Origin of the sequence: Leucobacter allii, from assembly GCF_022919155.1 — a bacterium.
GTDB classification, from domain to species: Bacteria; Actinomycetota; Actinomycetes; order Actinomycetales; family Microbacteriaceae; genus Leucobacter; species Leucobacter allii.
On the sequence record NZ_CP095045.1, the window covers coordinates 1,230,059 to 1,243,460 of the forward strand.

The window sequence follows — 13,402 nt, forward strand, 5'->3', positions numbered from 1 at the left end:
CGAGGAGCGGGACCCCGCCGCGCCGCCGGAAGCGCTGGGAATCGCGGGCCGCGAGGTGCGCCGCCGACCCCGGCTGCGATAGCGTAGAGGCACCGGCGGACGACCGGTCCGCAGGGCTCGAGATCAGGAATGGGTGATGACGTGAACACCGAACAGCATGCCCGTCGCGCCGATACGCCCGAAGTGCGCTCCACCCAGCAGTTCCGGGACGATCTCGGCGCGCTCATCCGCGCGCACGCGACGGATCTCTCCGTCGACGAGCGGGAGGCCGTCGAGGCGCTGCCCTCCGGAGCCGCACTGCTCGTGGTGCGTCGCGGACCGGATCTCGGCGCCCGCTTCCTGCTCGACCAGGACGTGACGGTCGCGGGGCGCCACCCGGCGGTCGACATCTTCCTCGACGACGTCACGGTCTCGCGACGCCACGCCGAGTTCCGCCGTCAGGGGACGGCGTTCTCGGTCGTCGACCTCGGGTCCCTCAACGGCACGTTCTGCGACGGCACCCGCATCGAGGGTGAGGTCGTGCTGAGCGACGGCGCCGAGGTGCAGGTCGGCAAGTTCCGCTTCACCTTCTTCGCCTCGCGCTTCGACCTCGCCGAGGACTCCTGAGGTGGCGGCCGCCGAGGCCCACCCGCAGCCCTCGGGGCTGCTGAGCATCGGCCAGGTGCTCGCCCGGCTGCAGGGCGATTTCACCGACCTCTCGCCCTCGAAGCTGCGCTTCCTTGAGGAGCAGGGGCTCATCACGCCCGCACGGACGAAGTCGGGGTACCGCAAGTTCTCGCAGGAGCACATCGAGCGGCTGCGGCTCATCCTCACCCTGCAGCGCGACCACTACCTGCCGCTGAAGGTCATCGCCGAGGTGCTCGAGGAGGTGGATCGCGGGCGCGACCCGGTGATCCCGGGCGCCGCCCAGCGCAACGTCTCGAGCATCCTCGCGCCGAAGCGGGTGCTCAGCGCGGAGGAGCTGCGGCGGGCGACGGGGGCGAGCCCCCGCTTTCTGGGCGAGGCGATCGCGGCGGGGCTGCTGCCCGCGGCCGAGGTCTTCCCGCACGACGCGGTCGCCCAGCTGACGTCGCTGCTCGAACTCGCGGCGCGCGGCATCACCCCGCGCCACCTGCGACCGCTCCGGGTCGCCGCCGAACGCGAAGCCGAGCTCATCGACCACGCGGTCTCCTCGCGCGGGGTGAAGTCGGGGACGCCGCTCGGCGCCGAGGACTCCCTCGAGCTCGCCGGACATCTCGACACGGTGCGCTCCGGCGTGTTGCGCCGGCGGATCAGCGGGGCCTGAGCGGGACCGGATCGGCGTGATTTCAACCTTCAAGTTCAAGTAGAGGTCGACACGCCGGAATTGCCGTTCGTCGGTCGTTGCACGGGGCGGATCCGCTCGGTAGCGTTAGGGGAGTCCGGCGCCCCTGTCGCGCCGCGTGAGGAAGGAACACGATGGAAGAGCCCCAGCAGCCGAGCGGCGACCCGGGGTCGTCCGGCGAAGCGACTGCGGAGCGCCTCACCATCGACGCCGACCTCCTCTTCGACGACGGCCTGCCCCGGCCGAATCAGCAGGGCGGGTTCAAGGGAGCCACGGCGGCGCGCGCCGCCGGGATCAGCTACCGCCAGCTCGACTACTGGGCCAGAACCGGACTCGTCGAGCCGACGGTGCGCGGCGCGCAGGGCTCGGGCTCCCAGCGCCTCTACGGCTTCCGGGACATCCTCGTGCTCAAGCTCGTCAAGCGGCTGCTCGATACGGGGATCTCGCTGCAGCAGATCCGGACGGCCGTCGCCCAGCTGCACGAGGCGGGCGTGCACGATCTCTCGCAGACGACGCTCATGAGCGACGGCGCCAGCGTCTACCTCTGCACCTCCAACGACGAGGTCATCGACCTCGTGAGCCGGGGCCAGGGCGTCTTCGGCATCGCCGTGGGCAAGGTGCTCCGGGAGGTCGAGACGACGCTCGTCGACATGGACGAGCACCGCGATCCGGGCGAGGACGAGCTGGCAGCACGGCGGAAGGCCCGCAAGAAGATCTCCTGACCGCGGGCCGCGCGGCGAGCACCGGCCTCAGCCGGGAACCGCGACGGCCTCAGCCGGGAACGGCGCAGGCACCCGGTCGGTGCCGATGTCAGTCGGTGACGGTGTCAGTCGGTGACGGTGCCGGGGCGCGGCGCCTGCGCCGCGGCGGCGCGGGCCGCATCCATCCCCGCGGAGCGCAGCACCCGATCCAGCACGGTGTCGAAATTGCCCGCCATCTCCTGCGAGGCCTCGCCCGGCCACATGTGCACGGGCTTCGCGGCGCCCTGCGCCTGCTGCAGCGAGGGGCGCTCGGGCAGCTGCGGGCTCAGCACGAGCGGGCCGAACATCTCGCGCAGCTCGCGGATGCGGAACTGATGCTCCATCGATCCGGGCTGCGTGCGGTTGATGAGGATCCCGAGCGGCTGGAGGCGAGGGCTCACCCCGCGGCGGATCTCCTCGATCGCGCGCAGCGCCCGGTCGGTGGCGGCCACGGCGAAGAGGCTCGGCTCGGCGACGACGAGCACGCGGTCGCTCGCCGCCCAGGCCGTGCGGGTGAGGGCGTTGAGCGAGGGGGCGCAGTCGATGAGCACGAGGTCGTACTCGGACTCGACCACGGCCAGGGCCTCCTCGAGCTTCCAGATGTCCCGAGTGGACGGGTGCGGTCCGTCGAAGTTGATGGCGGAGGGGCTGCCGACCATGAGGTCGATCGTGCCGCCCTCGTGGTAGTCGTTCCAGCCGCTGTGCGCGATGGCCGCGCGCACCGTCCTCTCCTTCGGGCTCTCGAGCACGTCGGCGACGTTCGCGAAGCCCTCGGGGTTCACGGCGAGCCCGGTGGAGACGTCCGACTGCGGGTCGAAGTCCACGACGAGGGTCCGCAGACCCCGCGAGAAGGCCGCCGATGCGAGGCCGAGCGTCACGGTCGTCTTGCCGACGCCGCCCTTGAGGGAACTCACACTCAATACATGCACACGACGAGTTTAGTGGATCCCTCCCCGCCGCATGGCTGGAATCGCGGATCCCGCGCCGCGCGGGGCCGCCCACCCGGTGAGATGCGCGTCGCGCTCGCACCGTCATGTATCTTGATATCGAACGATTCGACGGTCTGGGCAACCCGAGAAACACCGACACGAAGGGGTATTTTCCGTATGTTCGAGAAGGTTCTGGTTGCCAATCGCGGTGAGATCGCGATCCGGGCGTTTCGCGCCGCGCACGAGCTCGGCGCGTCCACGGTCGCGGTGTTCCCGTACGAGGATCGCAACTCCCTGCACCGGCTGAAGGCCGACGAGGCGTATCTCATCGGGGAGGTCGGGCACCCGGTGCGCGCCTACCTCGACGTGGAGGAGATCGTGCGGGTCGCCGTCGAGGCGGGCGCCGACGCGATCTACCCGGGGTACGGCTTCCTGTCCGAGAATCCCGAGCTCGCGGCCGCGGCCGAGCGGGCGGGGATCCGCTTCATCGGTCCGGGGCGCGAGGCGCTCGAGATGGCAGGGAACAAGGTCGCCGCGAAGGAGCACGCGATCGCGGCCGGCGTGCCGGTGCTCGCCTCGACCCCGCCGTCGACGGACGTCGACGCGCTGATCGCGGGGGCGCGGGAGATCGGCTTCCCCGTGTTCGCGAAGGCCGTCGCGGGCGGCGGCGGGCGCGGCATGCGCCGGGTGGAGCGCGAGGAGGACCTCAGGGACGCGCTGGAGTCCGCGATGCGCGAGGCGGAGTCGGCCTTCGGCGATCCGACGATGTTCATCGAGCAGGCGGTGCTGCGGCCCCGGCACATCGAGGTGCAGGTGCTCGCGGATCGTTCGGGGGAGACGGTGCACCTCTACGAGCGGGACTGCTCGGTGCAGCGCCGCCACCAGAAGGTCGTGGAGATCGCCCCCGCGCCGAACCTCTCGGAGGAGAAGCGGGCAGCGCTCACGCGCGACGCGATCGCGTTCGCCCGATCGATCGGCTACGAGAACGCCGGAACGGTCGAGTTCCTCCTCGACACGGAGGGCGAGCGCGCGGGCGAGCACGTCTTCATCGAGATGAATCCGCGCATCCAGGTCGAGCACACCGTGACGGAGGAGGTCACGGATGTGGACCTCGTGCGCTCGCAGATGCGGATCGCGGCGGGGGAGACGCTCGCGGAGCTCGGGCTCACGCAGGATCGCATCCAGCTGCGCGGAGCGGCGCTGCAGTGCCGCATCACGACGGAGGATCCCGCGAACGGCTTCCGCCCGGACCTCGGCCGGATCACGGCGTACCGCTCGCCGGGCGGCGGCGGGGTGCGGCTCGACGGCGGCACCATCGACGTCGGCGCGCAGATCAGCCCGCACTTCGACTCGATGCTCGCGAAGCTCACCTGCCGCGGGCGCTCGTTCGCGGACGCGGTCGCGCGGGCGAGCCGGGCGCTCGCCGAGTTCCGGATCCGCGGGGTCGCGACGAACATCCCGTTCCTGCAGGCGGTCCTCGCGGATCCCGCATTCCAGGCGGGGGACGTGGCGACGTCGTTCATCGAGGAGCGCCCCGAGCTGCTGTCGCTGAACAAGCCGAAGGATCGCGCGACGCGACTGCTGCAGCACGTCGCGAACGTCACGGTGAACCAGCCCCACGGGCCCCGCCCGGGCAGCCTCGATCCGGCGGCGAAGCTGCCCGGCATCGATCTCGCAGCGGCCGCGCCGTCCGGCCATCGGCAGCGGCTCCTGGAGCTCGGCCCGGAGGAGTACGCGCGGAGCCTGCGCGCGCAGACGGCGCTCGCGGTCACGGAGACCACCTTCCGCGACGCCCACCAGTCGCTCCTCGCGACGCGGGTGCGCACCAAGGATCTCGCGCGCGTCGCCCCCTACGTCGCCCGGCTGACGCCGGAGCTGTGGTCCGTGGAGGCGTGGGGCGGCGCGACGTACGACGTCGCGCTGCGATTCCTCGGAGAGGATCCGTGGGAGCGGCTCGCGGCGCTGCGCGAGGCGCTGCCGAACGTGCCGATCCAGATGCTGCTGCGCGGCCAGAACACGGTCGGCTACACGCCGTACCCGGCGCAGGTGGCGCGCGCCTTCGTCGCGGAGGCCGCGGCCACGGGCGTGGACGTGTTCCGCATCTTCGACGCGCTCAACGACGTCGAGCAGATGCGGGTCGCGATCGACGCGGTGCGGGAGACGGGCGGCGCGGTCGCGGAGGTCGCGATGGCCTACACCGGGAACCTGCTGTCCCCGGCCGAGGACAAGTACACCCTCGACTACTACCTCGCCCTCGCGGAGCGGATCGTGGACGCCGGCGCGCACGTGCTCGCGATCAAGGACATGGCGGGGCTCCTGCGTCCGGCCGCCGCGGCGAGGCTCGTGTCGGCGCTGCGGGAGCGCTTCGAGCTGCCCGTGCACCTGCACACGCACGACACGCCGGGCGGCCAGCTCGCGACCCTCCTCGCCGCCTCCCAGGCGGGCGTCGACGCGGTCGACGTCGCCTCGGCGCCGATGTCGGGGACCACGAGCCAGCCGTCGCTGTCGGCGCTCGTCGCGGCCCTCGCCGACACCGAGCGCGACACCGGCCTCTCGCAGGAGGCCGTCTACGCGCTCGAACCCTACTGGGACGCGGTGCGGAGCGTGTACCGGCCCTTCGAATCGGGGCTGCCGTCCCCGACGGGACGGGTGTACGCGCACGAGATCCCCGGCGGGCAGCTCTCGAACCTCCGGCAGCAGGCGATCGCCCTCGGCCTCGCCGACAACTTCGAGAAGATCGAGGACCTGTACGCGGCGGCCGACCGGATCCTGGGCCGCATCCCGAAGGTGACCCCGTCCTCGAAGGTCGTGGGCGACCTCGCCCTGCATCTCACGGCGGTCGACGCCGATCCGGCCGACTTCGAGGCGCATCCCGAGAACTACGACGTGCCGGACTCGGTCGTCGGGTTCCTCGCGGGCGAGCTCGGGGAGATCCCGGGGGGCTGGCCCGAGCCCTTCCGCTCGAAGGTGCTCGCGGGGCGCGACGTCGACATCGCCGTCGCCCCGCTCGGAGACGCGGATCGGGCACTGCTCGAGCGCCCGGGAGCCGAGCGCCGCGAGACGCTGAACCGCCTGCTGTTCCCGCAGCCGACGCGTCAGTACGAGGCGGTACGGGAGCAGTTCGGGGACGTGTCGGTGCTCGACACGCCCGACTATCTGTACGGGCTCGAGGCGGGCACGGAGCACGCGATCGATCTGGCCAGGGGCGTGCGCCTGTACGTCGGGCTCGAGGCGATCGGCGAGGCCGACGACAAGGGCGTGCGCACGGTGATGGTGCGCGTCAACGGTCAGCTGCGGCAGGTGTTCGTGAAGGACGAATCGGTGCAGGTCGACATCGCGATCGCGGAGAAGGCCGACCGCACCCAGCCCGGGCACGTGTCGGCGCCCTTCTCGGGCACGGTGACGGTGAAGGTCGCGGTCGGGGACGCGGTCGAGGCCGGGCAGCCGGTCGCGACGATCGAGGCCATGAAGATGGAGGCCGCGATCACGGCCCCGGTCTCGGGCACGATCGAGCGGATCGCGTTCGCCGGCGCCCGCGCGGTCGAGGCCGGCGACCTCATCGCCGCGATCTCCTAGCCGGCCGCGCGGCGGGGCGCCCGAGCGGGGCCCTGCCGCGCTCGCGCGCGGTAGGCTGTTGAGCCATGGCCATTCGAGAGATCCGACTGTTCGGCGATCCCGTGCTGCGCACGGTCTGCACCCCGGTCGCGGAGATCGACGACGGCGTGCGCGCCATGGTCGCGGATCTCTGCGAGACCGTGGCCTTCGACGGCCGGGCCGGCCTCGCCTCGACGCAGATCGGGTACACGCAGCGCGCGTTCAGCCTGCACATCGACGGCGAGGTGAGCTACGTGCTCAATCCCGAGATCGTGGCCCTCGAGGGCGATCCGGTGCCGACCGGGGAGGGGTGCCTCTCGGTCCCCGATCTCTGGTTCGACGTGCAGCGGCATCCGCGGGCGACGGTGCGGGGCATCGATCTCGACGGCCGGCCCGTCGAGATCTCGGGCGAGGGCCTGCTCGCCCAGGCGCTCCAGCACGAGTGCGACCACCTCGACGGCAAGCTCTACCTCAGCAGGCTCGACCGCGAGACCCGCGGCGAGGCGATGCGCCGCATCCGCACCTCGGCCTGGTTCTGAGGCTCCGGCGGGGCGGTGCCGGGACGCCGACGGGCCCGGCACCGCGCCCTCAGCGGTCGATCGCGACGGCCTCCGTCTGCGGGTTCTCGCCGTAGAGCGCCGCGATCTCGCCCGCGAAGTCCCTGAGGATGTTGTCGCGCTTGATGCTCATCTTGGGCGTCAGGTGACCGTTGGCCTCCACGAACTCCGTCGGCAGGATCACGAACTTGCGGATCGACTCCGCCCGGGAGACGTGGGCGTTGCCCGCGTCGATCGCGCTCTGCACCTCTGCGAGCACCTTCGGGTGCACCGCCGCCTCCGCGAGCGTCATGTTCGGGTCCTCGCCCGCGTTGTTCAGCCACGCCGGCAGCATCTCCGGGTCGAGGGTGATGAGCGCCGAGATGAACGGCTTCTGGTCGCCGACGACGACGACCTGCCCGATGATGGTGTTCGCCCGGATGGGATCCTCGAGCGCGGCCGGGGCGACGTTCTTGCCGCCGGCCGTGACGATGATCTCCTTCTTGCGCCCCGTGATGGACAGATAGCCGTCCTCGTCGAGCGAGCCGAGATCGCCCGTGCGGAAGAAGCCGTCGTCGGTGAAGACTGCGGCGGTCGCCTCGGGGTTGTTCCAGTACTCCTTGAAGACGTCGATGCCCGTGACCTCGATCTCGCCGTCCTCGGCGATCCGGATGGTGTGGCCGGGGAGGGCCGGGCCGACCGTGCCGATCTTGAACTTGTCGGGAAGGTTCACCGTCACCGGTGCGGTCGTCTCGGTGAGGCCGTAGCCCTCGAGGATCTTGACGCCGAGGCTGCGGTAGAAGTGTCCGAGGTAGTGGCTCAGCGGCGCAGAACCGGAGACCGCGTAGCGGACGTTGCCGCCGAGCTTCTCCCGCAGCTTCGCGTAGACCAGCTTGTCGAAGACCTTGAACTTCAGGCCGAGGAGGAACGGCACCCGGCCGGCGTCGAGCGCCTCGGAGTGCTGCACGGCCACCTTCGCCGCGGCGCGGAAGATCTTGCCCTTGCCGTCGGCCTCCGTGCTCTGCTCGGCAGAGTTGTACACCTTCTCGAACACGCGGGGCACCGCGAGGAGGAACGTCGGCTTGAAGGTGCCGAGGGCCGGCAGCAGCTTCGTGGTGTCGGCCTGGTGCCCGACCCGCACCCCGGCGTGCACGGCCAGCACGGAGATGAAACGGGCGAAGACGTGGGCGAGGGTGACGAAGAGGAGCGTCGAGGAGCCCGGCTGATTGACGACCTGGTCGAGCGCGCCCGCCGCGTTCCGGGAGAGATCCACGAAGTTGGCGTGGGTGAGCACGCAGCCCTTCGGGCGCCCCGTCGACCCCGAGGTGTAGATGAGGGTGGCCGTGTCGCTGCCGACGGCGAGCCCGCGCCGGCGCTCGATCTCGGCGTCGTCGATCCCGGTGCCGCCGGCCGCGAGGTCGGCGAGCGCGCCCTCGTCCATGCGCCACGAGAGCGTCACCGCCGGGGACTCCGCGCTGATCTCGGCGAAGCGCTCGGCGTGGTCCGCCGACTCGGTGAGGATCGCCCGGGCGCCGGAGTCCTCGAGGATCCAGTGGATCTGCAGCGGGGAGGAGGTCTCGTACACCGGCACCATCACGGCGCCGGCGTAGTGCAGCGCGAAGTCGACGAGCGTCCACTCGAAGCTCGTCTTGCAGATGAAGGCGACCCGGTCGCCGGGCTCGACGCCCGCCGCGGCGAAGCCCTTCGCGAGCGCCACGACCTGCGCGCGGAACGCGGCGGCGCTGAGGTCGCGCCAGCCGCCGTCCTCGGGGACCGCGAAGAGCGCCCGGTCCGGGGTCGCGGCGACGCGCTGCTCGAGCAGGTCGGTGATGTTGTCCTCGGGCACCGGGGGCACGAGGATCGGCGTCTCAGACTGTTTCACGGCAGCTCCCTTGATACTCATGTCACCGGTCTGCGGCGTGCGGCTCTCGGCCGCACTCGATAGGACTTCCAGCCTATACGCATACCCGCACGCGGCCCCGGGTCGGCTATTCTGTTCCGAGTCGAGAGGAAACCGCGCGACGTGCTCTACTGGATATTCAAACACCTGATCATCGGGCCGTTGCTGAAAACGGTCTATCGTCCGTGGGTGGAGGGTGCCGAGAACATTCCGGCCTCCGGGCCCGTGATTATTGTGGGAAACCACCTCTCGGTGATCGACTCCTTCTTCATGCCGCTGATGATCGACCGGCGCGTCTACTTCCTCGCGAAGAGCGACTACTTCACGGGCACCGGGCTCAAGGGCTGGCTCGTGAAGTCCTTCATGCTCGCGGTCGGCCAGCTGCCGATCGACCGCTCGGGCGGCAAGGCCTCCGAGGCGTCGCTCAACACGGGGCTCGCCGTGCTCGATCGCGGCGACGTGCTCGGCATCTACCCGGAAGGGACCCGGAGCCCCGACGGCCGGCTCTACCGCGGCCGCACCGGCGTCGCCCGACTCGTCGTGGAGTCCGGGGCCGCCGTGGTGCCCGCCGTGATGATCGACACGGAGAAGGCGATGCCCATCGGCGCGAAGGTGCCCAAGATCCGCAGGATCGGCACCGTCATCGGCAAACCGCTCGACTTCAGCCGTTTCGCCGGGATGAGCGCCGACCGCTTCGTGCTGCGCGCCGTGACCGACGAGATCATGCTCGAGATCCAGAAGCTCAGCGGCCAGGAGTACATCGACGTCTACGCCTCCAGCGTACGCGGGCGTCCGCAGGCGAGAACCGCCTGAGGCTGCGGGTAAGCTTGAGGGACCGCGGCGCCGCGTCGCGGTTTCCCTGTGCCCGAATGCCACATTTGAGGATCGAAGATGAGCCAGTTCACTGACACCGCTGCCGCACGCGCGTTCGCAGGCCTCGACGCCTATCGCGCGCTCGAGGCGAAGCAGCAGCCGGTCTGGCCCGATCCCGAGGCCACGCGGGCCGCCGGCGAGGAGCTCGCAGCGCAGCCGCCGCTCGTGTTCGCCGGCGAGGCCGACCAGCTGCGCGAGCGCCTGGCGGCGGCCGCGCGGGGCGAGGCCTTCCTGCTGCAGGGCGGCGATTGCGCCGAGACCTTCGCGGCGGCGACCGCCGACAAGATCCGCGATCGCGTGAAGACCATTCTGCAGATGGCCGTCGTGCTCACCTACGGCGCCTCCATGCCCGTCATCAAGGTCGGGCGCATGGCCGGCCAGTTCGCCAAGCCCCGCTCGAGCAACAGCGAGACCCGCGAGGGCGTCACGCTGCCCGCGTACCGCGGTGATCTCGTCAACGGCTACGACTTCACCGAGGAGACGCGCGCTGCCGATCCGCGGCGCCTCGTGCAGGGCTACCACGTCTCGGCGTCGACGCTCAACCTGATCCGCGCCTTCACGCAGGGCGGCTTCGCCGATCTGCGCCAGGTGCACGCCTGGAACCAGGGCTTCGTCTCGAACCCGGCGAACCAGCGCTACGAGTCGCTCGCGCAGGAGATCGACCGCGCGCTGAAGTTCATGGACGCCTGCGGGGTCGATCACACCGCGCTCACGCGGACCGAGTTCTACGTCAGCCACGAGGCGCTCCTGCTCGACTACGAGCGGCCGCTCGTGCGCGTCGACTCCCGCACCGGCGAGCTGTACGACACCTCGGGCCACATGCTCTGGATCGGGGAGCGCACGCGCGAGCTGGACGGCGCGCACGTCGAGTTCCTCTCGCACGTGCGCAACCCGATCGGCGTGAAGCTGGGCCCGACGGCGACGGTCGACGACGCGCTCCGCCTCATCGACAAGCTCGATCCCGAGCGCGAGCCCGGCCGCCTCACGTTCATCACGCGCATGGGCGCCGGCAAGATCCGCGACGTGCTGCCCGAGCTCCTCGCCGGGGTCCGCGACGCCGGCGCGTCGCCGCTCTGGGTCACCGATCCGATGCACGGCAACGGCATCACGACCGCGACCGGGTACAAGACCCGGCGCTTCGACGATGTGATGGACGAGCTCCGCGGCTTCTTCGAGGCCCATCGCGAGGTCGGCACCTTCCCCGGCGGCATCCACGTCGAGCTCACGGGCGACGACGTCACCGAGTGCCTCGGCGGCTCGGAGAACATCGACGAGGCGGCGCTCGAGACCCGGTACGAGTCGCTCTGCGATCCGCGCCTCAACCACATGCAGTCGCTCGAGCTCGCCTTCCAGGTGGCGGAGGAGCTCAAGCGCAGCGCGTAGCCCGGCGCGAGACGACGCTCGAGCGCCCCGGGGGTCCGCCTCCGGGGCGCTCGGCGCGTCCGCGGCCGCCGCGGACCCGTGGAACCGCTGATCCATCCGCGGCCTCGCCGCGGCGCTGGCGTCAGAGCGAGATGGTGCTGCGCACCCGGATCTCGGTGCCCGAGGGGACGCGTTCGCCGGCCGCGGGGTCGGTGCCCGTCGCCTTCGCGAAGCCCCGGAGGGCGTCGGGGACGAGGGTGGACGGGGCGAAGCCCGCAGCGGTGAGCGCGTCCATGGCCTCCTGGAGCGCCATGCCGGAGACGTCGGGGATCTCGAAGAGCTCGGGTCCGAGCGAGACCTGCAGTCCCACGGCGTCCCCGGGGCGCACCGGGTCGGTCGCGGGCAGCAGCGCGATGACCGATCCCTCAGGGATGTCGGCGCTGTGCGCTTCGCTGCCGAGGGTCTCGTCGACGACGAGCTCGCGGTCGGCGAGCGTCCGAGTGGCATCCGCGACGGTGGCGCCCACGACGTCGGGCAGCGGCCCGGCCGAGACGATCAGATCGATCCGTTCCTGCTCGGGGTACTGCTCGCCGAGGCCCTCGCCGTCCGTGCCGAGCGCGGCGAGGACGGTGTCGGCCTCGTCGTCGGAGAAGCGCTGCTCGAGGACCTCGCCCACGGTGAAGCCCGCCTCCGCGATCGCGGCCTCCGCCGCGTCCCGGTCGAGTCCGATGAGGGTGGGGACCGGCTTCATCTCGGGGCCGATGGACCGGCAGAGGGTCACCGAGCTGCCGCGATCCAGGCGGGTGCCCGGGGCCGGATCGGTGCCGACCGCGAGGCCCGCAGCGATGTCGAGGCTCGTGCAGTCGACGACGTCGGACTCGAGGCTCCGCTCGGCGAGCGCGGAGCGCGCAGCCTCGATCTCGAGGCCGGCGACCTCGGGCACGGCGACCCGCGATCCCGGGCCCTGCCCGAACCACCAGCCGGCGCCGCCCGCGAGCACGACGAGCAGGACCGCGAGCGCGGCGAGCCAGCGTCCGCGGCGTCCGCGAGCCGCGCCCTCCTCCGCGGCGCGGTCCAGCGGCGTCGCGGGCGCCTCCGGCTGCGGCGCGGTCGCCCCGGCCGAAGCGGCGCCGGCGAGCACGGTCGTGCCGGTCATCTCGGTCGCCCCGCCGAGCACCGTCGTCCCCGCCAGCACGCTCGTCTCGGGGGAGACGGCGTCGGCCGGGTCGGCCGCGGGGAGCACGCGGGTCGCCTGCGGCGGCACGAGGCCGTGGCGCAGCGGCTCGAGGTAGGCGAGCGCCTCCGTCGCGTCCCTCGGGCGCAGCTCCGGGTCGCGCTGCGTCGTCCAGCGCACGAGCTCGTCGAGTTCCGGCGAGGCCTCGGCGCTGCGGAGCGAGGGCACGGGGACCTCGTCGTGCGCGTGCTGATAGGCGATCTGCATCGGCTGCTCACCGGTGAAGGGCTGCACGCCCGTGAGCATCTCGTAGAGCATGATGCCGAAGGCGTAGACGTCGCTGCGCGCGTCCGCCACGCCGCGCGTCACGAGCTCGGGGGAGAGGTAGGCGATGGTGCCGAGCAGCGCCTGACCGGTCGTCGTATTGGCGCTGACGGCGCGCGCGAGCCCGAAGTCGCCGAGCTTGATGCGGCCGTCGTCGGCGAGCATCACGTTCTCGGGCTTGAGATCGCGATGGACGATGCCGGCCTGGTGCGCCGCGGCGAGGCCGGAGAGCACGGCCTCGCCGATCTCCAGCGTCTGCTCGGCGGTGAGGCGCTTCTGCTGCTTCAGGAGCTCGCGCAGCGTGATGCTCGGCAGGTACTCCATCACGAGGTAGGTGCGCCCGAGGTCGTGCCCCTGGTCGAACACGTTCACGAGATTCGGATGGGAGAGCCGCGCGGCGCTGCGGGCCTCCTGCTCGAATCTGCGGGTGAAGTTCTCGTCCTCCGCGAGATGCTCGTGCATGACCTTCACGGCGACGCGGCGTTCGAGCCGCAGGTCGGCCGCGAGGTACACCATCGCCATGCCGCCGCGGGCGATGCGCGAGCGGATCGCGTATCGCCCGTCGAGCGTCTGCCCGATCAACGGGTCGGCGGGGGCTGAGGTCACGACGAGAGTCTACGGAAGTTCGGGGCGGAACCGCCTGATGCGCGCCGGTGTGTAGCGGCTC

10 protein-coding genes are annotated in these 13,402 nt (G+C 71.5%); 7 read left to right on the top strand and 3 right to left on the bottom strand.

Going from position 1 to position 13,402, the window contains the following annotated elements; genetic code table 11:
- Positions 1-141 precede the first annotated feature (141 nt).
- The 3 genes from MUN78_RS05710 to MUN78_RS05720 all read left to right on the top strand — a co-directional run bounded on the left by MUN78_RS05710 (position 142) and on the right by MUN78_RS05720 (position 2,025).
- Positions 142-606, top strand: coding sequence for an FHA domain-containing protein (locus tag MUN78_RS05710; protein ID WP_244693558.1), 465 nt, complete (start codon positions 142-144; stop codon positions 604-606).
- Position 607: 1 nt separating this feature from the next.
- Entirely contained in the window at positions 608-1,285 is a 678-nt protein-coding gene (gene ftsR / locus MUN78_RS05715) for a transcriptional regulator FtsR (RefSeq protein ID WP_244729388.1), read from the top strand.
- Positions 1,286-1,437: 152 nt separating this feature from the next.
- On the top strand, positions 1,438-2,025 hold the full coding sequence (locus tag MUN78_RS05720; protein WP_244693560.1) for a MerR family transcriptional regulator: 588 nt from the start codon (positions 1,438-1,440) through the stop codon (positions 2,023-2,025).
- A 104-nt stretch (positions 2,026-2,129) separates the two neighbouring features.
- On the opposite strand, the gene MUN78_RS05725 is transcribed toward MUN78_RS05720, so the two are convergent.
- Positions 2,130-2,972 carry a ParA family protein gene (locus tag MUN78_RS05725; protein WP_244693561.1) on the bottom strand — a complete coding sequence of 281 codons (843 nt, stop codon included), beginning with the start codon at positions 2,970-2,972 and terminating at the stop codon, positions 2,130-2,132.
- 177 nt (positions 2,973-3,149) lie between these two features.
- Between MUN78_RS05725 and MUN78_RS05730 the strand changes: the two genes are divergently transcribed.
- Both MUN78_RS05730 and def read left to right on the top strand, forming a co-directional pair.
- On the top strand, positions 3,150-6,548 hold the full coding sequence (locus MUN78_RS05730) for a pyruvate carboxylase (RefSeq protein WP_244729390.1): 3,399 nt from the start codon (positions 3,150-3,152) through the stop codon (positions 6,546-6,548).
- Between the two features lie 65 nt (positions 6,549-6,613).
- Positions 6,614-7,105, top strand: a complete 492-nt coding sequence (gene def, locus MUN78_RS05735) for a peptide deformylase (RefSeq protein WP_244729392.1) — start codon at positions 6,614-6,616, stop codon at positions 7,103-7,105.
- Positions 7,106-7,154: 49 nt separating this feature from the next.
- Here def and MUN78_RS05740 read toward each other — a convergent pair whose 3' ends face one another.
- Entirely contained in the window at positions 7,155-8,984 is a 1,830-nt protein-coding gene (locus MUN78_RS05740; protein WP_244729394.1) for an AMP-dependent synthetase/ligase, read from the bottom strand.
- 141 nt (positions 8,985-9,125) lie between these two features.
- Here MUN78_RS05740 and MUN78_RS05745 point away from each other — a divergent pair, with 141 nt between their 5' ends.
- Positions 9,126-9,815 (top strand): lysophospholipid acyltransferase family protein, encoded by a 690-nt coding sequence (locus MUN78_RS05745; RefSeq protein WP_244693565.1) that lies wholly within the window; start codon positions 9,126-9,128, stop codon positions 9,813-9,815.
- 78 nt (positions 9,816-9,893) lie between these two features.
- Positions 9,894-11,258, top strand: coding sequence for a class II 3-deoxy-7-phosphoheptulonate synthase (locus MUN78_RS05750; protein ID WP_244693566.1), 1,365 nt, complete (start codon positions 9,894-9,896; stop codon positions 11,256-11,258).
- Positions 11,259-11,379: 121 nt separating this feature from the next.
- On the opposite strand, the gene pknB is transcribed toward MUN78_RS05750, so the two are convergent.
- On the bottom strand, positions 11,380-13,341 hold the full coding sequence (gene pknB / locus MUN78_RS05755) for a Stk1 family PASTA domain-containing Ser/Thr kinase (protein WP_244729396.1): 1,962 nt from the start codon (positions 13,339-13,341) through the stop codon (positions 11,380-11,382).
- Positions 13,342-13,402 lie beyond the last annotated feature (61 nt).